This is a genomic window from Rhodococcoides fascians NBRC 12155 = LMG 3623, assembly GCF_001894785.1.
Lineage (GTDB): Bacteria > Actinomycetota > Actinomycetes > Mycobacteriales > Mycobacteriaceae > Rhodococcoides > Rhodococcoides fascians.
Window position 1 is genome coordinate 99,685 of the sequence record NZ_BCWW01000008.1, and the last position, 21,410, is coordinate 121,094.

The 21,410-nt window shown below is 65.1% G+C and carries 18 protein-coding genes; 6 read left to right on the forward strand and 12 right to left on the reverse strand.

Features of this window, described 5'->3' with window-relative positions; translation table 11 throughout:
* The first annotated feature begins 46 nt into the window (after window positions 1-46).
* Both glnA (RFA01S_RS17460) and RFA01S_RS17465 read left to right on the forward strand, forming a co-directional pair.
* A complete protein-coding gene (gene glnA, locus RFA01S_RS17460) occupies window positions 47-1,387 on the forward strand; it encodes a type I glutamate--ammonia ligase (RefSeq protein ID WP_027497412.1) in 1,341 nt (446 codons plus the stop codon).
* A 142-nt stretch (window positions 1,388-1,529) separates the two neighbouring features.
* Window positions 1,530-4,577 (forward strand): bifunctional [glutamine synthetase] adenylyltransferase/[glutamine synthetase]-adenylyl-L-tyrosine phosphorylase, encoded by a 3,048-nt coding sequence (locus RFA01S_RS17465; protein WP_032406717.1) that lies wholly within the window; start codon window positions 1,530-1,532, stop codon window positions 4,575-4,577.
* Here the strand turns inward: RFA01S_RS17465 and RFA01S_RS17470 are convergent.
* The 5 genes from RFA01S_RS17470 to glnA (RFA01S_RS17490) all read right to left on the reverse strand — a co-directional run bounded on the left by RFA01S_RS17470 (window position 4,574) and on the right by glnA (RFA01S_RS17490) (window position 9,822).
* Window positions 4,574-5,557, reverse strand: coding sequence for a glycine betaine ABC transporter substrate-binding protein (locus tag RFA01S_RS17470; RefSeq protein WP_027497410.1), 984 nt, complete (start codon window positions 5,555-5,557; stop codon window positions 4,574-4,576). The genes RFA01S_RS17465 and RFA01S_RS17470 overlap by 4 nt on opposite strands.
* On the reverse strand, window positions 5,557-6,342 hold the full coding sequence (locus RFA01S_RS17475; protein ID WP_027497409.1) for an ABC transporter permease: 786 nt from the start codon (window positions 6,340-6,342) through the stop codon (window positions 5,557-5,559). Before RFA01S_RS17475 ends, RFA01S_RS17470 begins: the two co-directional genes overlap by 1 nt.
* Window positions 6,339-7,535: an ABC transporter ATP-binding protein gene (locus tag RFA01S_RS17480; protein WP_027497408.1), complete on the reverse strand. Its 1,197-nt coding sequence runs from the start codon at window positions 7,533-7,535 to the stop codon at window positions 6,339-6,341. Before RFA01S_RS17480 ends, RFA01S_RS17475 begins: the two co-directional genes overlap by 4 nt.
* Complete coding sequence (locus RFA01S_RS17485; protein WP_027497407.1) at window positions 7,528-8,178, reverse strand: ABC transporter permease; 651 nt, start codon at window positions 8,176-8,178, stop codon at window positions 7,528-7,530. Before RFA01S_RS17485 ends, RFA01S_RS17480 begins: the two co-directional genes overlap by 8 nt.
* A gap of 207 nt (window positions 8,179-8,385) precedes the next feature.
* On the reverse strand, window positions 8,386-9,822 hold the full coding sequence (gene glnA, locus RFA01S_RS17490; protein ID WP_027497406.1) for a type I glutamate--ammonia ligase: 1,437 nt from the start codon (window positions 9,820-9,822) through the stop codon (window positions 8,386-8,388).
* A 169-nt stretch (window positions 9,823-9,991) separates the two neighbouring features.
* Between glnA (RFA01S_RS17490) and RFA01S_RS17495 the strand changes: the two genes are divergently transcribed.
* On the forward strand, window positions 9,992-10,456 hold the full coding sequence (locus RFA01S_RS17495) for an RDD family protein (RefSeq protein WP_032406716.1): 465 nt from the start codon (window positions 9,992-9,994) through the stop codon (window positions 10,454-10,456).
* 37 nt (window positions 10,457-10,493) lie between these two features.
* On the opposite strand, the gene RFA01S_RS17500 is transcribed toward RFA01S_RS17495, so the two are convergent.
* The 5 genes from RFA01S_RS17500 to sucB form a co-directional block, all read right to left on the reverse strand.
* On the reverse strand, window positions 10,494-11,249 hold the full coding sequence (locus RFA01S_RS17500; protein WP_027497404.1) for a DUF4191 domain-containing protein: 756 nt from the start codon (window positions 11,247-11,249) through the stop codon (window positions 10,494-10,496).
* Window positions 11,250-11,310: 61 nt separating this feature from the next.
* Window positions 11,311-12,324, reverse strand: a complete 1,014-nt coding sequence (lipA, locus tag RFA01S_RS17505) for a lipoyl synthase (RefSeq protein WP_174557282.1) — start codon at window positions 12,322-12,324, stop codon at window positions 11,311-11,313.
* 10 nt (window positions 12,325-12,334) lie between these two features.
* Window positions 12,335-13,126: a lipoyl(octanoyl) transferase LipB gene (gene lipB / locus RFA01S_RS17510; RefSeq protein WP_032370282.1), complete on the reverse strand. Its 792-nt coding sequence runs from the start codon at window positions 13,124-13,126 to the stop codon at window positions 12,335-12,337.
* A 21-nt stretch (window positions 13,127-13,147) separates the two neighbouring features.
* On the reverse strand, window positions 13,148-14,038 hold the full coding sequence (locus RFA01S_RS17515) for a TIGR01777 family oxidoreductase (protein ID WP_032406715.1): 891 nt from the start codon (window positions 14,036-14,038) through the stop codon (window positions 13,148-13,150).
* A 149-nt stretch (window positions 14,039-14,187) separates the two neighbouring features.
* Window positions 14,188-15,981 (reverse strand): 2-oxoglutarate dehydrogenase, E2 component, dihydrolipoamide succinyltransferase, encoded by a 1,794-nt coding sequence (sucB, locus tag RFA01S_RS17520; RefSeq protein WP_032387845.1) that lies wholly within the window; start codon window positions 15,979-15,981, stop codon window positions 14,188-14,190.
* Window positions 15,982-16,359: 378 nt separating this feature from the next.
* Here sucB and RFA01S_RS17525 point away from each other — a divergent pair, with 378 nt between their 5' ends.
* Window positions 16,360-16,701, forward strand: a complete 342-nt coding sequence (locus RFA01S_RS17525; protein WP_032368429.1) for a hypothetical protein — start codon at window positions 16,360-16,362, stop codon at window positions 16,699-16,701.
* 48 nt (window positions 16,702-16,749) lie between these two features.
* Here RFA01S_RS17525 and RFA01S_RS17530 read toward each other — a convergent pair whose 3' ends face one another.
* Window positions 16,750-18,273 (reverse strand): leucyl aminopeptidase, encoded by a 1,524-nt coding sequence (locus RFA01S_RS17530; RefSeq protein ID WP_032368123.1) that lies wholly within the window; start codon window positions 18,271-18,273, stop codon window positions 16,750-16,752.
* A gap of 129 nt (window positions 18,274-18,402) precedes the next feature.
* On the opposite strand from RFA01S_RS17530, the gene gcvT reads away from it, so the two are divergent.
* Complete coding sequence (gene gcvT / locus RFA01S_RS17535) at window positions 18,403-19,503, forward strand: glycine cleavage system aminomethyltransferase GcvT (protein ID WP_032406834.1); 1,101 nt, start codon at window positions 18,403-18,405, stop codon at window positions 19,501-19,503.
* A gap of 41 nt (window positions 19,504-19,544) precedes the next feature.
* Complete coding sequence (locus RFA01S_RS17540; RefSeq protein ID WP_027497396.1) at window positions 19,545-20,648, forward strand: branched-chain amino acid aminotransferase; 1,104 nt, start codon at window positions 19,545-19,547, stop codon at window positions 20,646-20,648.
* On the opposite strand, the gene RFA01S_RS17545 is transcribed toward RFA01S_RS17540, so the two are convergent.
* Window positions 20,649-21,410, reverse strand: a complete 762-nt coding sequence (locus RFA01S_RS17545) for an adenosylcobinamide-GDP ribazoletransferase (protein ID WP_081371360.1) — start codon at window positions 21,408-21,410, stop codon at window positions 20,649-20,651.

Sequence of the window (21,410 nt, forward strand, 5' to 3'; positions counted from 1 at the left end):
TCACGATGTAACACAGATTTAACTCCGTTTGCTTACTCTCGCGTTCATGGATCGTCAAAAGGAATTCGTGCTCCGGACTCTCGAAGAGCGCGACATTCGTTTCGTCCGCCTCTGGTTCACCGACGTCCTCGGGTACCTCAAATCGGTGGCCATCGCGCCCGCTGAACTCGAAGGTGCATTCGATGAGGGAATCGGCTTCGACGGCAGCGCCATCGAAGGATTCGCCCGCGTCTCCGAGGCCGACACCGTCGCCAAGCCGGATCCGTCGACGTTCCAGATTCTGCCGTGGTCGACCAGCAAGGGTCACCAGCACTCTGCCCGCATGTTCTGCGACATCGCCATGCCCGACGGCTCGCCGTCCTGGGCCGATTCGCGCCACGTGCTGCGTCGCCAGCTGAGCAAGGCTGCCGACCTCGGATTCAGCTGCTACGTGCACCCCGAGATCGAATTCTTCTTGCTCAAAGACGCTCCCCAGGACGGCTCACCGCCGACCCCGGCAGACAACGGCGGCTACTTCGACCAGGCCGTGCACGACTCGGCTCCGAACTTCCGCAGGCATGCCATCGACGCGCTCGAGTCGATGGGCATCTCGGTCGAGTTCAGCCACCACGAGGCAGCGCCGGGCCAGCAGGAGATCGATCTGCGGTACGCGGACGCACTGTCCATGGCCGACAACATCATGACCTTCCGCTACGTGGTCAAGGAAGTCGCCATCGAAGAGGGCGTGCGCGCGACGTTCATGCCCAAACCGTTCAGCGACCAGGCCGGCTCGGCGATGCACACGCACATGAGTTTGTTCGAGGGCGACGCCAACGCCTTCCACAACCCGGACGATCCGATGCAGCTGTCGGAAACCGGCAAGTCCTTCATCGCCGGCATCCTCGAGCACGCCAACGAGATCAGTGCCGTGACCAACCAGTGGGTCAACTCGTACAAGCGTCTCGTGCGTGGTGGCGAAGCCCCAACCGCTGCATCCTGGGGACCGGCCAACCGGTCGGCATTGATTCGTGTGCCCATGTACACCCCGAACAAGGCGTCGTCGCGACGCGTCGAGATTCGCAGCCCCGATTCGGCCTGCAACCCGTATCTCGCGTTCGCGGTGCTGCTCGCGGCAGGCCTGCGCGGAATCGAGAAGGGGTACACCCTTCCTCCCGAGGCCGAGGAAGACGTGTGGGCATTGACCTCCGCGGAGCGTCGCGCCATGGGCTACAAGGAACTGCCGGGCAACCTCGACCAAGCGCTCAACGCGATGGAGGGTTCCGAGCTGGTCGCAGAAGCACTGGGCGAGCACGTGTTCGATTTCTTCTTGCGCAACAAGCGTCGCGAGTGGGAGGAATACCGCAGCCACGTCACGCCGTACGAGCTGAGGGCATACCTCGGTTTGTAGAGCAGCGGGGTCTGTAACGACCCACCGCTGCCATGGGCTACGTTCTAGTCGATCCCGAATGTAGGTTCGATGCCGGCGTGGGCACCCTCGCGTCGCATTACTGACGACGAGGTATATCTGTGGCACCCCGAGGTGGATTCTGATGGTGCGTCCTCCCACGTCCAGGTCGGTCGTACCCGGACCTGGCCGCCTCGGTCTCGTCGAGGAGACTGCGCCGTCCGATCTGCGCACCCTGGGCTGGACGGGCGAAGAGAGTCTCGAGCTGCTGTGGTCGCTCTCGCGTGCCCCCAACGCCGATCTCGCACTGCGCACGCTGGTGCGCATGTACGAGATGCTCGGCAGTGGCTGGGCCGAATTCGACACCGCACTGCGTAACGACAAGGGATTCCGCGGCCGCCTCCTGGGACTCGTCGGCGCGTCCAGTGCACTCGCCGACCACCTCGTTGCCGACGACACCACCTGGCGGTTGTTACTGACCGCGGAAGGTCAGAGCAGCGGTGTGTCGGCGAAGATCCAGTTGCCCAGCAAGGCAACGCTGGTCGCGGAACTGCTCGAGGCCGTCGGGGCCGAGCTGGAGACCGGGCCCAATGCCGCACCCGATCTGTACCGGGCGTCCGTCACCGGCCCGCCCGCCGTGATCGCCCTGCGCAAGAAGTACCGCGACCAGATCATGGTGTTGGCCGCCTACGACCTCGCCGCGACCGTCGAGAACGAACCGGTCCTGCCGTACACGGTGGTGGGAGCCCAACTGTCCGACATGGCGGATGCGGCGCTCACTGCGGCTCTGGCGGTGGCGGTGGCGACCGTGTGTCCCGATGCCCCGTGTCCGACGCGGCTGGCCGTCATTGCCATGGGCAAATGCGGTGCGCGCGAACTCAATTACGTATCGGACGTCGATGTCGTGTTCGTCGCCGAGCCGGCGGACTCACAGGCGAGTCGGATCGCCGGCGAGATGATGCGCATCGGGTCCTCGGCGTTCTTCGAGGTCGACGCTGCGCTTCGCCCCGAAGGTAAGCGCGGCGAGCTGGTTCGCACGCTCGACTCGCACGTGGCCTACTACAAGCGCTGGGCCAAGACGTGGGAGTTCCAGGCCCTGCTCAAGGCTCGGCCGATGACCGGCGATATCGCCCTCGGCAACGATTACGTCGATGCCGTCAATCCGATGGTGTGGCTGGCCAGTCAGCGCGAGGACTTCGTGCCCGAGGTCCGCGCGATGCGGCGACGGGTCGAGGAGATGGTGCCGACCGAGCTTCGAGAACGGGAGATCAAACTCGGACGCGGCAGTCTGCGCGACGTCGAATTTGCCGTCCAGCTCCTGCAATTGGTGCACGGCCGAACAGACGAGTCGCTGCGCGTACTGGGCACGACCGATGCGCTGACGGCTCTGACCGAGGGCGGGTACGTCGGCCGTGACGACGCCGCGAATCTGACCGCGTCCTACGAATTCTTGCGATTGATCGAGCACCGACTGCAATTGCAGCGGATGCGCCGCACACACACCCTGCCTCCACCGGACGACGAGGAAGGTCTGCGGTGGCTCGCGCGTTCCGCGCACATGCGCCCCGACGGTAACCGTGATGCGCTCGGTGTGCTGAACGCCGAGATCAAGCGCAACGCGCAGCGCATCCGTCGGCTGCACGCCAAGCTCTTCTACCGACCGTTGCTCGACTCGGTGGTCAAGTTCGACTCGGAGACAGTGCGTTTGACCCCCGACGCGGCGACGCGTCAGCTTGCCGCGCTCGGGTACGCGACGCCGCAGAATGCGTTGGGCCACCTGCGAGCGCTGGTCGGTTCCGGTACCCGCCGCGGTCAGATTCAGGCCGTGCTGCTGCCGACGTTGCTCGAATGGCTCGCCGACACACCGGATCCCGACGCCGGACTGCTGAACTACCGACGGCTCTCGGAATCGGCCGGCGAGCAGACGTGGTTCCTGCGAGTGCTGCGCGACGAGGGTGCGGTGGCCCAGCGGCTGATGATCGTGCTCGGATCCTCGGCCTATGTGCCGGATCTGCTGATCAAGGCCCCCGAGGTCATCAGGTTGTTCGCCGACGGCCCCACCGGCCCGCGCCTGCTGGACGCCGAACCCGAAGAGACCTACCGCGCCATCCTGTCGTCCTCGGCTCGCTACGAGGACCCGGTTCGGGCGATCAACGCCGCCAGAGCGCTGCGCCGCCACGAACTGGCCCGGGTGGCCTCGGCCGACATACTCGGAATGCTCGACGTCCCTCAGGTCTGCCGGGCGTTGTCCTCGGTGTGGGCCGCAGTGATCAACGCGGCATTGGCGGCCGCTGTGCGGGCGAGTGAGAAGGAGCGTGGCGAACCGGCACCGGCGACGCTGGCCGTCATCGGCATGGGACGCCTCGGCGGCGGCGAACTCGGCTACGGAAGCGACGCCGACGTGCTGTTCGTCTGTGAACCGGTGGAGGGCGTCGACGAGACCGTCGCGGTCAAGTGGGCCAACACCATTGCCGATCGCATCCGGAAACTGCTCGGAGCGCCGAGCACCGACCCGCCTCTCGAGGTCGACACCGGCCTCCGCCCGGAAGGTCGCAACGGCCCGGTGGTGCGCACGCTGGCGTCCTACGCCGCGTACTACGCCCAGTGGGCTCAGGCCTGGGAGGTACAAGCTCTGCTGCGTGCGCATCAGGTGGCGGGAGATCAGGACCTGGGCATCCGCTTCCTGCTGATGGCCGACAAGGTTCGCTACCCCGAGGGTGGAGTGTCGGCCGACGCCGTCCGTGAAATTCGGCGTATCAAGGCGCGGATCGACTCCGAACGTCTCCCCAAGGGAGCCGACCCGGCCACCCACACCAAGCTCGGACGCGGGGGACTGGCGGACATCGAGTGGACCGTACAGCTCATCCAGCTCCGCTACGCACACAAGGTCGAGTCACTGCACAACACCTCGACGCTACAAACTCTCGACGCGATCGGCGCAGCCGAGCTGATGAGTGAGACCGACATCGAGCTGCTGCGCGAAGCGTGGATCCTGGCGACCAAAGCGCGCAACGCGCTCGTCCTGGTTCGCGGTAAGCCGACCGACCAACTGCCGAGACCGGGTGCCGTCCTGTCCGCCGTCGCACAGGTGGCGGGGTGGGAGAACGGCGACGCCGGGGCATTCCTCGACAACTATCTGCGCGTCACGCGTCGGGCCAAGGCGGTCGTGGAGAGGACGTTCGGCGGGCTCTAGTCGCTGCCCGCGGTGACGAAGCCCTGCTCGACCATCCAGTCGCGTGCCACGTCCGCGGGTTCCCGGCCGTCGATGTCGACCTGCTTGTTCAACTCCGAGATCGCTTCGTTGGTGAGCGCAGCGGAGATGGGCGCGGTGACCTCGGCTATCTCCGGATAGCGATCGGCGATCTCCTGCCGCACGACGACAGTCGCGTTGTACCGCGGGAAGAACGCCTTGTCGTCCTCGACCACGGTCAGGTTCAGGCCCTTGATTCGGCCGTCGGTGGTGAACACCTCACCGAAGCGGCACTGCGAACCGTCCGCAGTTGCCTGATAGATGACGCCGGTCTGCAGAATCTGCACCGAGATGGCGTTGGCGTCGAAACCGTACGTGGCGGCGAGGCCGGGGAGCCCGTCCTGGCGACTGTTGAACTCGGTCTCGACGCACAGCGACGCGGCGGCGGGATCTCGGTTCACCAGAGCGGCGTAGTCCGACAGCGTGCGCACGCCGGTTTCCTGTGCGACCTGCTGATTCATGGCCAGCGCGTAGGTGTTGTCCATCGGCGCGGGATTGACCCAGTCGATGCCGTTGGCCTTGTCGGCGTCGCGCACTGCCTCGAACTGTTCCGTGGCATCGGGAATGGGCTTCTCGTTGCCCAAGTAGTTGATCCACCCGGTTCCGGTGTACTCGTAGGCGAGGTCCACCTGGCCGTTCTGCATCGCGAGTCGAACGCTCTGCGAGCCCACGATGTTGGTGAGGTCTCGAACGTCGGCACCGGCTGCGCTCAGCGCGAATTCGAGGATGTAGCCGAGGATGATCTGCTCGGTGAAGTCCTTCGATCCGACGGTGAACTCGGCACCTTCGAGCCCCTCGAGCGGAGTGATGCTGCCGGCCTCGACCGACAACGGCATCGCGCCGCCGGACTGCAATCCGCACCCCGTCAGCGCGAGAACGGTGGTGGCGCACAGCGCTGCGAGTCGTCGGGTGGTGCGCCGCATCAGCGGAGTCCTTTCGGTCCGAGGTAGGCCTCGGCGAGTGCGCCCAGCCAATCCACCAACAGCGCGAGTGCTACCGCGAGAACGGCACCCACGACGAGAATGAGTGGTTGGTTGAGCTTGTAGCCGGTGTCGATCAGCACGCCGAGCCCGCCTGCTCCGACGAGAAAGCTCAGAGTTGCGGTGCCGACGGCGAGCACGAGCGAGGTGCGCAGACCCGCCAGGATGAACGGAACCGCGAGCGGAAATTCGATGCGGCGCAGAATGCCCATGTTCGACATGCCCTGTCCGCGAGCGGCATCGATGTAGTTCGGCTCGACTGTCTGAAAGCCCAACATGGTGTTGCGCAGAACGGGGAGCAACGAATAGAACGCGATCGGGAGAACGCCGGTCCAGAAACCCGTTGCGCCCGTCCACAGGAACAACAACACCAGCAAGCCGACGGCCGGTGCGGCCTGCCCGATGTTCGCGATACCGATGAACAGTGGTGCAGCTTTGCGATACCCGTTGCGAGTCAGCAGAATTCCCAGAGGCACGGCGATGACGAGCACCAACGCGGTGACGACGAAGGTGATCAGCACATGCTCGAGAACCCTGGTGGAGATCGTGCTGATGTTGATCGTCTCGGCCTGCGTCGCGGTGAGGTCTCTGGTCAACGCGTAGACCAACAGAATCGCCACGATCACCAGCACCAGGGCCGGCTGGATGAGAAGACGAATTCGCTCGGCGCGCTTGGCAGTACGCGCGGCGTCCTTGGTCTCGTCGCCGGTATCGGCGAGTGTCGTCACGACGGAGTCCCAGCAGCTTCGCGCGGCTCGTCGTGATCGTTCGCGTGTTGCGACCGCAACGACTTGATGGTGTCGATCAGCACGTCGATGGTCACGGTGCCGACGTACTCGCCGCGATTGCCGGTGACGGTCGCCGTCGCATTGCCCTCGGACAGTAGAGCTTCCAGAGCATCCTGCAGGGTCGACTGGGTCGACACCAGTTCTCCCATCGGCACCCCGACGTCACGGAGGCTCCCCACACCCGCGAGGTGGCGTCGATCCGTCCACCGAATCGGGCGTCTACGGGAATCGACGATGATTCCCCAGGCTTCGGGATCCGATCCCAGCGCGGAGTTCATCGACTCCACCGAGTCGTCCTCGCCGAACACCGGCACGTCGGACAGCTCGATGTCGCGTACTCGCATCAACGTCAGCTGCTTCAACGCGGCTCCGGCTCCGACGAACCCGGCCACGGTGTCGTCGGCCGGGTTGGCGAGCACCGCCTCGGGGGTGTCGTACTGGAGGATCGTGGACTGGTTACCGAGCACGGCGATGCGGTCACCGAGCTTGACCGCCTCGTCGAAATCGTGCGTGACGAAAACGATGGTCTTGCCCAATTCTGCTTGCAGACGCATCAATTCGTCCTGCAGCAACCCGCGGGTGATGGGGTCGACGGCACCGAACGGTTCGTCCATCAACAGCACCGGGGGATCGGCGGCAAGAGCGCGTGCGACTCCGACGCGTTGCTGCTGACCGCCGGAGAGCTGCCGCGGATAACGCTGGCGATAGACCGCCGGATCGAGGCCGACGAGGTCCAGCATCTCGTCCGTGCGGTCGTCGATTCGCTTCTTGTTCCACCCGATGAGACCCGGCACCATCCCGACGTTCTGCGCAATCGTCATGTGCGGGAACAGGCCTGCCTGCTGAATGGAATAACCGATGGTGCGGCGCAACTCGTTCGGATCGATCGACAGTGCGTCCTTGCCACCGATCGTGATGCGGCCCGATGTCGGCTCGATCAGACGGTTGATCATGCGCATCGTCGTCGTCTTGCCGCAACCGGACGGCCCGACGAGTACGACGACCTCGCCCGCGGGGATGGTCATCGACACGTTGTCGACGGCAGCGAGCTTCTGCCCCGGGTAGCTCTTGGTCACGTTCTCGAGCACGATTTCCGCGCCGGAGACATTCGATGTACGGGTCGAGTCACTCACGGATACCCCTCGAGGTGGTCAGTTTGCCGATCAACACGTAGATCCCATCGAGGATCAACGCCAGCAGGACGATCAGGACAGTGCCGGTCAGAGCCTGCGGTAGAGCTGTGGGGCTACCCACGCGGGCGAGGCCCGAGAAGAGGAGGTTGCCGAGTCCGGGACCCTTGGCGTACGCGGCGATGGCGAGAATGCCCATGGCCATCTGCGTACTGACGCGCATGCCGGTGAGGATCGACGGCCACGCGAGTGGGATCTCGATGCGGCGCAACACCAGAGCGCGGCTCATTCCGATTCCGCGAGCCGCGTCGGCAACGGCCGGATCGACGGCTGCCAAGCCCACCACGGTGTTGCGGATGATGGGGAGAAGCGAGTACAGAACGAGTGCTGTCACAGTGGGTTTGACGCCCAGACCCAGCACCGGAATGAGAACTCCGAGCAGTGCGAACGACGGGATGGTGAGAACCGTACTCGCCAGGGCCGTCGCGACTGCGGAGCCCGCAGGGCTTCGGTACACGAGCACACCGATCGCCACCCCGATGACGGTTGCAATGACGACACATTGAATGACGGCCGACACGTGGAGATACGAATCGATCGCCAACTGCCTTCGCCGCCCGACAATGAAGTCCCACAGAGCGTCCATGCAGTTGTAGTCCTCTGTTCGGCTGAGCGCGGATGCTTTTCTGTACCCCGTCGTTACCCATTCAAACGTCAGGTGAACCCTTTTGCAGCGAAACGACGAAATGGCTTCGGCGACAAGCCCATTCGAACCGCGAACGCCCGACCGGGTCAGCCCGGTCGGGCGTTCGTGGACTATCGACGGGTCACCGACGAAAGATGACCCGAGAACTCACACGTCGTAGTAGAGCGAGAACTCGTACGGGTGCGGACGCAGGTTGACCGGAGCGATCTCCTGCTCACGCTTGAGCGAGATCCACGTCTCGATGAGGTCGGTGGTGAAGACGCCACCCTCGGTGAGGTAGTCGTGGTCGGCCTCGAGACGGTCGATGACCGCGTTGAGCGAGGTGGGTGCCTGAGGAATGTTCTTGGCTTCCTCGGGCGGCAACTCGTAGAGGTCCTTGTCGACCGGAGCCATCGGCTCGATCTTGTTCTTGATTCCGTCCAGGCCCGCCATCATCTGAGCGGCGAAGTTCAGGTACGGGTTGCCCGAGGAGTCCGGCGCGCGGAACTCGAGGCGCTTGGCCTTCGGGTTGTTACCGGTGATCGGGATGCGCACTGCCGCAGAGCGGTTGCGCTGGCTGTAGACCAAGTTGATGGGGGCCTCGTAGCCCGGCACCAGGCGGTGGTACGAGTTGATCGTCGGGTTGGTGAAGGCCAACAGCGACGGAGCGTGGTGCAGAATGCCGCCGATGTAGTGACGTGCCAGATCGGACAGTCCGGCGTATCCGGCCTCGTCGTGGAAGAGGGGCTTGCCGTCTTTCCACAGCGACTGGTGCACGTGCATGCCCGAGCCGTTGTCTCCGAACAGGGGCTTCGGCATGAACGTCGCGGACTTGCCGTTCTTCCATGCGGTGTTCTTGACGATGTACTTGAAGAGCTGCAGATCGTCGGCCGCGCGGAGCAGCGTGTTGAACTTGTAGTTGATCTCCTGCTGACCGCCGGTGCCGACCTCGTGGTGGGCACGCTCAAGCTCGAAGCCTGCGTTCTGCAGGTTGGTCGAGATCTCGTCACGCAGGTCGACGTAGTGGTCGTACGGTGCGACGGGGAAGTAGCCACCCTTGTAGCGGACCTTGTAGCCAAGGTTCGGTCCGCCGTCGGCCTCGGTCTCGGCTCCGGTGTTCCACCAACCCGAGGACGAGTCGAGCTCGTAGAACGCGCCGTTGGCCTGCGAGTCGAAGCGCACGGAATCGAAGATGTAGAACTCGGCCTCGGCACCGAAGAACGCGGTGTCGGCGATGCCGGTGCTGGCCAAGTACTCCTCGGCCTTGCGCGCAACGTTGCGCGGGTCGCGGCTGTACGCCTCACGCGTGAACGGGTCGTGGACGAAGAAGTCCATGTTGAGGGTCTTCGCGTTGCGGAACGGGTCGATCTGAGCGGTGGCGTAGTCCGGCAGCAGAATCATGTCGGACTCGTGGATCGACTGGAAGCCGCGGACGGACGAGCCGTCGAACGCGAGGCCGTCTTCCAGTGTGTCGGCCGTGAACGCCTTGGCAGCGATGGAGAAGTGCTGCTGTGCACCCGGCAGATCCGTGAATCGGATGTCGACGTATTCGATTCCTTCATCTGCGATGAACTTGATGACCTCTTGGGCCGTGGAAAACGCCACGCTTTTGCTCCTTAGTTGAGAGTCCGTCGAACTGACGGTATGGACTCGGTGTTGCCCGCCCGTCAAGCTCGTGTTTCGCCCGTGTTACACGTCGTGGTTCACGGTTGGCACGAACAACAGTACGTCCACCCGTTTTTCCGCGCGCCCGACCGCGCCTATCCTGGGAATCATGGCACGAATGACAGGGTCCTGGTTGTCCGGACCGGCGGCCGCGAACCCACGACCGCCGCAGAACTTCCGTGGGGAACAACTCGGTCTGCCCGCACAGGGCATCGGCGCACTCGCCGGAACCGGTCGTAGAGTCCTGGCGTTGCTGCTGGACTGGACGATGGCCACCGGTGTGGCGTCGCTGATTCTCGGCGGTTACACCACCAGCGGGCTGATCTCGACGATCGTGCTGGCCGTGTGGTTCGTCGTAGGAATCGCGAGCGTCTCGCTGTTCTCGTTCACCCCGGGGCAGTTCATCGTGGGAGTGCAGGTGGGACGCATCGACGCCCATGCGCGAGTCGGTTTCGTCCGGGCATTGGTGCGGCAGCTCATTCTGCTGTTCGTCGTCCCGGCCGTGATCACCGACATGGACGGCCGGGGAATGCACGACCGCGCAACGGGAACAGCCCTGCTGCGGACCCGCTGAGGGGTCGACGCACCAGGGCTGTCGGTCGAAATACGGGTCAGCGACGCTTCATGGTCCGCTGAACGCCCTTCATCTTGGCCCCACCGGGAATCGGTCCCTTGGGCATTGCCGGGCCACCCTTGGTTCCCAACGCGGCCAGCCGGGACTCGATGGTGTCCATCCGCTTGCCGTCGATGTTCTTCGGCAGCTTCGACAGGTACTTCTGCAGACCCGACAGTGGAATCTGGTTCTCCCCGTTGCCGACGATGATGTCGTAGATCGGAGTATCGCCCACCAGCCGGGCGGTCTTCTTCTTCTCCTGGGCCAGCAGGGTCTTCACACGCTGCGGCGCACCCTCGGCCACGAGTATCACTCCGGGCTTCCCGATCACCCGGTGCACGGCGTCGAGATGAGTGGTGCCTGCGATCGCATTGGTGACACGCCACGATCCCTGAAGATTGTCCAGGGCCCACGCCGCAGCACCGGCCTGACCGTCGGCCTTCTTGTACACGGACTTCTGAACCCGCCGGCCGAAGATGATGAACGCGACCAGCACGCCCAACAGGAGACCGATGGGGAGAAGGAACCACTGGAAGCCGAAGGCCAGACCGATCAGGAAGCCGATCAGCCCGAGACCGACCACCGCTCCGATCATGAGCGGAAGGAGAGCCTTGTCGTCCTTACGCTGCATCTGGAACGCCTGCCACAACTGGCTGCGCCGTTCCTTCGATGCCTGCTTGCGGGCTGCCTTGGCAGCCGCCTTTGCTTCCTTGCTGGGCTTTGCCGCTTTGCCAGCTTTACTGCCGTTCGCCATACCTCACAGGATACGGCCTGTGCCGACGCTCACGTGCATCGCGCCACGTCGAGTGGAGCGATCAGCGAGGAGCCAGCCGAGCCATCAACGAGCTGGCCTCCTGAGAAGCTTCGCCGCCGTCGGTGAGGTGGCTCATGCTCTCGGGCAGTTCGCGACCGTGGTGTGCCATGGCCTGCGCGTAGAGGCGTCCGGCGCGGTACGAGGAGCGGACCAACGGGCCGGCCAGCACGCCGGCGAACCCGACATCGGTGGCGTAGTCGGAGTGCTCGACGAACTCCTCCGGCTTGACCCACCGCTCGACGGGGTGGTGCCGCGGTGACGGTCGCAGGTACTGGGTGATCGTCAGGATGTCGCAGCCCGCCTCGTGCAGGTCGCGAATCGCTTCCTGGACTTCCTCGGGAGTCTCGCCCATGCCGAGAATGAGATTCGACTTGGTGACCAGACCGTCGTCACGCGCTGCGGTGATGACGTCCATCGACCGCTGGTACCGGAATGCGGGACGGATGCGCTTGAAGATGCGCGGCACGGTCTCGACGTTGTGGGCCAACACCTCCGGGCGGGAGGAGAACACCTCGGCCAGCTGATCGGGCTTGGCGTTGAAGTCGGGGATCAGCAGCTCGACGCCGGTGTTGGGGTTGAGCTTCTTGATGTACCGGACGGTCTCTGCGTAGAGCCACGCACCACCGTCTTCGAGGTCGTCGCGGGCGACACCGGTGATCGTGGAGTAGCGCAGGCCCATGGCCTGCACACTCTCCGCCACGCGGCGAGGCTCGTCACGATCGAGATCCTCGGGCTTGCCGGTATCGATCTGGCAGAAATCGCATCGACGGGTGCATTGTTCGCCGCCGATGAGGAAGGTCGCCTCGCGATCTTCCCAGCATTCGTAGATATTCGGGCAGCCGGCTTCCTCGCACACCGTGTGCAGACCCTCACGCTTCACAAGACCTTTGAGCTCGGTGTATTCCGGGCCCATCTTGGCTTTGGTCTTGATCCAGCTGGGTTTGCGTTCGATGGGGGTCTCCGCATTTCGGATCTCGAGGCGGAGCAGCTTGCGTCCTTCTGGGGCCACAGTCACGCCAGCAATGCTACGCGCCGAACCGAACCGTGGTGAATTGCGGGTTCACCGTCGCGGTGGTGATCTCCGGGTGCTCGAGCTCGTGCTCTCTGACCGGCATCGATCCGTCCAACGCGGCCAGAACTGCCGTCGTGACCGACTCGAGTACCTCGGCGACCGGGACGTCTCGCCCCAGCTCGAGCGACAGCGACGTCACACCGGCGTCGGCGATTCCGCACGGCACGATCGCGTCGAAACCCGTCATCGCCGAATTGCAGTTGAGGGAGAAGCCGTGCAGGGTCACGCCGCGCTGAACTCGCACGCCGATGGCCGCGATCTTGCGTTCGGGTAGAAGCACGCCGTCGCGAACCTCGGACGCGAGCCACACCCCGGACCTGCCGTCCACCCGCCCGCACGCGATGCCGTGATCGGACACCACGGAAATCAGCGCTTCCTCGATCCGGCGGACGTACTTGACGACATCGATCGGCTGCGCCAGCGCGACGATGGGGTAGCCGACCAGTTGACCCGGCCCGTGCCAGGTGATCTTGCCGCCGCGGTCCACCTCGACCACGGGGGTACCGTCGCGCGGCATGTCTTCTTCCGAGGTGCGCCGCCCCGCGGTGTACACGGAAGGGTGCTCGAGCAACAGCAACGTGTCCGGGCCCCGATTGTCGGCGCGGGCGTCGGCCAGTTCCCGCTGGAGAGCCCACGCCTGGGTGTACTCGACGGTGCCCAGCTCTCGCACGACGACCGGTTCGCTGCTGGCCCGGGCCGAGTCGGTGCCGGTGGCCGGAATCGACGGGGCGTTCACGTCACTCATGAACCGAGACGCTACGCCGGGTCATGAGCCGACAGCCACCCGCAGTGCCTCGCCCACGGTGTTGTGCTCGAAGGTGTAGCCCGCGTCCTCGAGTGCCTTGGGAATGGCTCGCGGCCCGGTCAGGATCGCCTCCTCGGCGAATTCACCGATGACCGCTTTCAGGGCGAATCCGGGCACCACCCACGGGGCCGGACGATGCACCGCTCGCGACATCGCGCTGTTGAACTGGGCGTTGGTCACCGGAGTCGGCCCCACCATGTTGACCGGTCCGCGCAGCGAGTCGTTCTCGATACCGTGCACGATGGCACCGACTTCGTCTTCCAACGAAATCCACGGGAAGTACTGGCGGCCACTGCCCAATCGACCACCGAGCGCGAACAGGTACAGCGGGCGCAGCTTGCCCAGCATGCCGCCGCGCTGCGACAGCACCACACCGCTGCGCAACAGAATCGTGCGAACACCTGCCTCCGACGCCGCAGCCGTGGCGTTCTCCCAATCGCGGCACACCTCGGCGAGAAATCCGTCTCCTACCGGAGCGGTCTCGTCGACCACGCGGTCGCCGGTGTCACCGTAGAAATTGACGCCGCTGGCATTGATCAGGGTGGGGACACCCGCGTCGGCCGCAGCCGACGCGATCACCTCGGTAGGCGCTATGCGGCTGTCGCGCACCAGCTGCTTGTACGCACCGGACCATCTTTTGTCGCCGATACCGACACCACACAGATTGACGACCGCATCGGCACCGGCCAGCACAGCGGGGTCGATACTGCCGTGCGACGGGTCCCACTGCGACTCGTCCGGTCCCGCCGGTGAACGTCTGACCAGTCTGGTGACGTCGTGGCTGCGGCCGCGCAGAGCTGCAACGAGAGCTGTGCCGATCAAGCCTGATGAACCTGCAATGACTACGCGCATGTGAACGAAAGCCTCCTTGACGCACTCCGGGGCACCATTCGCGAACGAATGATGCCCCGGATGCTCTGTCCGTGCCCCTGGTGAACGAGACCCCGATGCGAATGTTTCGCGCTCCTACGAGAATACGTGGCGCGACACTCGCCGGTTGTCTACAGACCCAGATCGGCCTCGAACGATGCCACTTCGAGACGCTGCTTGATCGTCGTCAGGAAGCGTCCTGCGTCGGCTCCGTCCACCAACCGGTGGTCGTAGGTGAGCGGCAGGTAGCACATCGAGCGAACACCGATCGACTCGTTGCCCGAGTCGTCCTTGACGACGACGGGACGCTTGACGATCGCACCCGTACCCAGCATGGCCGCCTGCGGCGGAACCAGGATCGGGGTGTCGAACAGCGCGCCCTGGCTGCCGATGTTGGTGATCGTGAACGTGCCACCGGACAGCTCGTCGGGCTTGAGTCCACCCGAACGTGCGCGGGTGGCGATGTCGTTGATCGCCCGCGCGAGTCCGGCCAGCGACAGGTCGCCGGCGTTGTGGATGACGGGGGAGAGCAGGCCCTGCTCGGTGTCCACGGCGATGCCGAGGTGGACATCGGCGTGGTACGTGATCTCCTTGGCGTCCTCGTTGATGCTGGCGTTGACGTTCGGGTGAGCCTTGAGTGCTTCCACGACCGCCTTCGCGAAGAACGGCAGGTACGTCAGGTTGACGCCCTCGTTCTCGGCGAACTTCGCCTTCGCCTTGGTACGCAGGCCGGCGATCTTCGTCACGTCGACCTCGAAGGTCTGCGTCAGCTGAGCAGAAGTCTGCAGCGACTCACGCGTCTTCTTCGCGGTGATCTGACGAATTCGGTTGATCTTCTGCGTGGTGCCGCGCAGGTGTGCGAGCTCGGGACGAACTCCCGCGGTCGCCGGTGCTGCGGGCTTCGACGCTGCGGCGGGTGCCGCGGCCTCGGCCGGAGCAGCGGGAGCCTTCTTGGCCTCGGCTGCAGCGAGAACGTCCTGCTTGCGGATGCGTCCACCCACGCCGGTGCCCTTGACGGACGACAGATCGACGTCGTTGTCCGACGCCAACTTGCGGACCAGAGGAGTGACGTACGGGCTCGAATCGCCCGACGGTGCCGATTCCTTGGCGGGAGCGGCCTTGGGAGCCTCCTGCTTCGGTTCGGGCTTCGGCTCGGCCTTGGGAGCTTCCTTCTTGGGGGCTTCCTGCTTCGGCTCGGGCTTCGGCTCTTCCTTGGGCTCTTCGGCCTTCGGGGCCTCGGGCTCCGGAGTTGCCTCGGGCTCGGGGGCCTTCTCGGCGGGCGAGCCGGAGCCGATGACTGCGAGCTGGCCGCCGACGGCCACGGTGTCGTCTTCCTCGGCGGAGATCTCGAGCAGGGTGCCTGCGACCGGAGACGGAATCTCGGTGTCGACCTTGTCCGTGGACACCTCGAGAAGCGGCTCGTCCACTGCAACCTCGTCGCCGACGGCCTTGAGCCAGCGAGTCACGGTGCCCTCGGTGACGGACTCACCCAATTCGGGCATCGTCACCGGGGTGCCGGATCCGGACGAGTCCGAGGAGCTGGAAGAGGCACTTGCTGCGGGAGCTTCCTGCTCGGCCTGCGGCTCGGGCTCGGCTGCGGGAGTGGGCTCCTCGGCAGGCTCCTCCGGTGCCGACTCCTCGGCGGGAGCGGCGTCCTCGGCCGGCGCGTCGGACGAGGAAGACTCGTCCGCGTCACCGATCTGAGCGAGCTCGCCACCGATCTCGACGGTGTCGTCTTCCTGAGCGACGATCTTGGTGAGAACACCGGCAGCAGGCGACGGGATCTCGGTATCGACCTTGTCCGTGGAGACTTCGAGCAATGGCTCGTCGACTTCGACGGTGTCGCCTTCTTGTTTGAGCCACCTCGTGACAGTTCCCTCGGTGACACTCTCACCGAGAGCTGGCATCTGGACGGAGAAGGCCATGTCTGTTGACTCCTCGACAGTTGTATGCGGGTGATGTAGTTCTTACGACTTGTGGTCGCAGACCATTGTGCTGGCGGAACAGGGTTCATGGACGAGAGTTGGGTGATTCGGTTCGACGGAGGCACCGGTGCGATCGACACTCACCGAGCACGTTCGGCTCGATCCAGCGCCCACGTCGACACTCCCTCTCGGCAACTCACTTACTCACTTCACGAGCCTTGGTTCACAATCAAGAGAGCTGAACCCTCTAATGTCATCCTTCCATTGATGTCGCCTCGCCGTTCCCCTAGGGCGTGCAACACGCCTGTCGAACTGGTGGGTAACAAAGATCCGGCACCGAAACTCGGACTTCGCCGGCCGTACGAAAGAGGAGTTCGCGTGGGATTGTTCGATCGATTCAAGTCGAGCGGCGGGGGCGCGAAACGGGCACCCGAAGGCTCGGTTGCCCAGTACCTGGCCGATTGGACCTCGGCGCGAATCGGCGTCGAGGCCTATGTGGAACCGAAAACGACGGTCACGCCGCTGACGGTGGTTCTGGTCGCGAACGACGGTGAGTGGACGCGTCGACCGCTCGATGAAAAATATGTACGAAAGATCGGATCGGACCTGAAGATTCCGGTGTACGACGTCCGCAAGACGGGCTATCCGCAGCGGATGCGTGATCACGACGCTCGGCAGAAGATCGTTCGGCAGCGCGAACAACAGCAGCGCGACAGCTGACACCGTCCGTGCGCGAGGGCATGGGCCTCGCGCACGGACGGGAGACGATCAACCGTTGTCGGCGATGTCCTCGAGAACCGCGAACATGGTTCGGACCGGAACCCCGGTGCCGCCCTTGCCGGTGTAGCCGAACGGACCACCGGTGTTGTATGCCGGGCCGGCAACGTCGATGTGAGCCCATTCCACGCCGTCGGCGACGAATTCCTTCAAGAACAGAGCAGCGGCGAGCATGCCACCTGCTCGACCGTTGGTGACGTTCGCGAGATCTGCGATCTTGGAGTCGAGTTCGCGGCGAATCTCCTTCGGCAACGGCATGGCCCATCCGTTCTCGCCGATCGCCTGCGAGATTGCTGCGACGCGGTCGCGGAAGTCGTCGGTACCCATCACGCCGGGAGTCCTGTTGCCGAGTGCGACGACCTGAGCGCCCGTCAGCGTCGCGGTGTCGATCAGGTAGTCCGGATCGTCCTCGCAGGCCCGCACGATCGCGTCGGCGAGTACCAAGCGGCCCTCGGCGTCGGTATTGATCACCTCGACGGTGATGCCGCCGTACTGGGTGAGCACATCGCCGGGGCGCTGAGCGGTGCCCGACGGCATGTTCTCCGCCATCGGGACGGTGGCGATGACGTCGAGCGGCAGACCGACCTTGGCGGCGAGCACCACCGTGGCGATGACCGCTGCCGCACCGCCCATGTCCGAGGTCATGTTCTCCATGCCGGCAGCAGGCTTGATGGAGATGCCGCCGGTGTCGAACGTGATTCCCTTACCGACGAGGGCAACCTTCTTCGCGCCGCGCTTGCCTCCCGAGTGCGTCAGGCGCACGAGCCGAGGCAGTCGGGACGATCCCTTGCCCACTCCGTGAATGCCGCCGTAGCCACCCTTCTCGAGGGCTTTGTCGTCGAGAATCTCGACCTCGAGGCCGGCCGCCTTGCCCAGCGCCTTGGCCTGAGCCGCGAACTCCTCCGGGTAGAGATGGCTGGGCGGAGTGTTGACGAAATCCCTTGCGACAGCCACTGATTCGGCTATCGCGATCGACCTCTCCAATTCGCGCTTGGCATCCTTGGAGCGAGTGTCGGGCACCAACAACTCGATGCGAGTCACCGGAAGCGCAGACGGCTTCGGTGCCGAGAGAGCCGACTTGAACTCGGCGAACTGGTACGCGCCGAGGAAGAAGCCCTCGGCAGCCGCACCCAGATCGAGCGCCGAGAGCGTCGTGGCCGCCGTCTCGACACCGGACAGCGCGCGAGCCGCGGTGCCGGCCGAGTGACGAATGCGTTCACTGTCGATGTCGGCGGCGTTGCCGAGGCCCACGGCCAACACACTCGCCACGGCCAGACCGGCCGGAGCCGGAATACGCACTACTTCGTCGGCCTTGCCGGTGGCACCGACGGCTTCGAACGCGTCGAGCAATTCGGTGGCGATCGCATCGTCGGAAATGTCGTCGGTGATGGAGAGTTCGAGGCCGTCGTCACTCGTGCTCAATGCGACGACGAGTACGTCGACTTTCTTACCGAGCTTGCCCGCGAGAACCAGGTCGGGTCCGAGAGTGCGGGTGAGCGTCGAGGGGGAAGGCACGTGGCTGCTCCTGTAGGGGTTGACGTGTATGTCCCTCGATCCTAATGACGGTCGGCGGCGTCGACGATCGAGGGACGTACCGGGGCGACCGACCTGAGACGCTCCGCAAGGTGAGCTAGCGTGGCCGCCATGACCGACACCGAGTTGATCGAAGGACCACTCCACGCCGTGCACACCGAACTCGGCGCGACGTTCGCACCGTTCGGTGGATGGACCATGCCGGTCTCGTACGCCGGCGTCGTCGTCGAGCACACGGCAGTGCGTGAAACGGTGGGTCTGTTCGACGTCGGCCACCTCGGCAAGGCGTCGGTGACCGGCCCCGGGGCCGCCGCATTCGTGAACTCCGTCCTCACCAACGACCTGACCAGAATCGAACCGGGCAAAGCGCAATACACGCTGTGCTGCACAGAGTCCGGTGGCGTGGTCGACGACCTGATCGCCTACTTCGTCTCCGACGAGGACGTGTTTCTGGTACCCAATGCTGCGAACACGGCAGCTGTGGTCGATGCGATGGCTGCTGCTGCCCCCGCCGGGGTCTCGGTGGTGAACCGGCACCGCGAGTTCGGAGTGCTGGCCGTGCAGGGGCCCAAGGCGTCCGAGGTTCTGCAGGAACTGGGTCTACCGACCGATATGGACTACATGGCATTCGAGGACGCCACCTGGAACTCTCTGCCTGTCCGGGTCTGCCGCACGGGTTACACCGGCGAACAGGGCTACGAGCTGATCCCGTCTGCCGACGACGTGAAACCGTTGTTCCTGGCGCTGCTGGCCGCGGTGCGGTCTCGGGACGGTCAGGTGTGCGGGCTCGGAGCGCGCGACACGCTGCGCACCGAAATGGGGTACCCGCTGCACGGACACGAACTGGCGCAGGACATCTCGCCCCTCGAAGCACGATGCGGCTGGGCGATCGGGTGGAACAAGGACTCGTTCTGGGGCAAGGACGCATTGACCGCCCAGAAGGCAGACGGTCCGGCACGGATTCTGCGCGGGCTCAAAGCTCTCGATCGCGGCGTTCTACGCCCCGGTCTCACCGTGCGCGCGTCGGGACGCGATCTCGGAACGACGACCTCCGGCACTTTCTCGCCCACTCTCAAGGTCGGTATCGCCCTTGCACTCCTCGACGCGCAGTCCGCTCCCGCGGTGGGTTCGGAGGTCGAGGTCGACGTTCGAGGCCGCGCCCTGCGCTGCGAAGTGGTCGCACCGCCGTTCGTCGTCGCCAAGACCAGGTGACCGCGTGAGACCGCCACGAACCCCACGATAGGATTCCCGGCATGACAGGTGTTTCCGAATTCACGTATGTGCAGCATCCTTCGCCCGCAACCTCCGCGGCGCGTGACGCGGTACTTGCTGCGCCCGGATTCGGAAAGCACTTCACCGACCACATGGTCAGCATCGACTACACCCGCGACGGCGGCTGGCACGATGCGAGGATCACCCCGTACGGTCCGATCGAGCTCGACCCCGCGGCGATGGTCCTGCATTACGGCCAAGCGATCTTCGAGGGCCTGAAGGTCTACCGCCAGCCCAACGGCGATCTGTCCACGTTCCGGGTGCAGTCCAACGCCGAACGATTCCGTACCTCGGCCAAGCGGCTCGCCATGCCCGAGATGCCGGACGAGTTGTTCATCGGCTCTATCGAGAAGCTGCTCGAGCTCGATCACGAGTGGGTCCCGGCGGCGGGTGGCGAGGACGCGCTCTATCTACGGCCCTACATGTTCTCCACCGAAGCCGGTCTGGGTGTGCGCCCCGCCGACGCGTATCGCTACATGCTGATCGCCTCACCCGCAGGCGCGTACTTCCCACGTGGCGTCAAACCGGTGAGCGTGTGGTTGTCCACCGAATACGTCCGCGCAGCACCGGGCGGCACCGGTGCCGCGAAGTTCGCAGGCAACTACGCCGCCTCCCTCCTCGCGCAGGCGCAGGCCAGCGACGAGGGCTGCGATCAGGTGGTCTGGCTCGACGCCACCGAGCGCCGCTACGTCGAAGAGATGGGCGGCATGAACCTGTTCTTCGTCTTCGGCTCGGGTTCCGACGCCCGGTTGGTGACGCCCTCGCTGTCCGGGTCCTTGCTTCCCGGAATCACGCGCGACTCGCTGTTGGCCTTGGCGACGGACTCCGGCATCCCCGTCGAAGAACGACGGATCTCCACCGACGAGTGGCGCAAGGGTGCCGAAGCGGGCGAGATCACCGAGGTGTTCGCCTGTGGCACAGCAGCTGTCATCACCCCGGTGGGCAGCGTCAAATCCACCGACGGTTCTTTCGAGATCGCAGGCGGAGAACCCGGCGAGATCACGCTCGCACTGCGAGACACCCTCACCGGCATCCAGCGCGGCACCTTCGCCGATACCCACGGCTGGATGACCAAGCTCCGCTGATCAGCTGCCGATCAACAGGCCCACCGCGGCCGACGCCGTGGTGGTCTCGATTGCGGCACCGAGAACATCGCCCGAGATGCCACCGAAGCGTCGGACGCAGTGTCGAACGGCAAACACCGACAGTGTCAGGACCGCGACGACGACCAGCGGCCCTTGCCAGGGTCGATCGGGTTGCGCGAAGACCGACGCTGCTGCTGCCGCAATGACCCACAGCGTCAGGACGGCGTTGGACTGCGTTCCGGCCACGAGCGCGCCGAAGCCGCCCGACGTCGATGCGTCGATTCCCTTGCGGCAGGCCAGGACTGCCGCCACCCGGGCAGTCACCGCAACCACGACGACAGCCCACCACAGTCGCTCCTGCGCGAGTTGACCCAGACTCGCGGCCTGAATCGCCGACGTCAGAGCGATGGCCGCCACCCCGAACGGTCCGGCACTACCGGACTTCATGACCTCGCGCGCACGTTCGGGCGGGCCGTAACAGCCGAGCCCATCGGCGGTGTCGGCCAACCCGTCGATATGCATCCCGCGCGTCAGCAGCGCGGCGGCGGCAACGGCGATGAGGCCGCACAGGATTGCCGACAGCCCGGCAACCGTCGTCGCCCACAGCAGTGCCGAACACACGCACCCGAGGACGAGACCGACCAGGGGAGCGTGCGCTATCGCGCGACCGGCGCGGATCCTGTCGACCTGCGACGGGCCACGCACGGGCAGCACCGTCAACCACGAGAACGCGAGCACCAGACCCTCGGCCCGCAGCCTCAC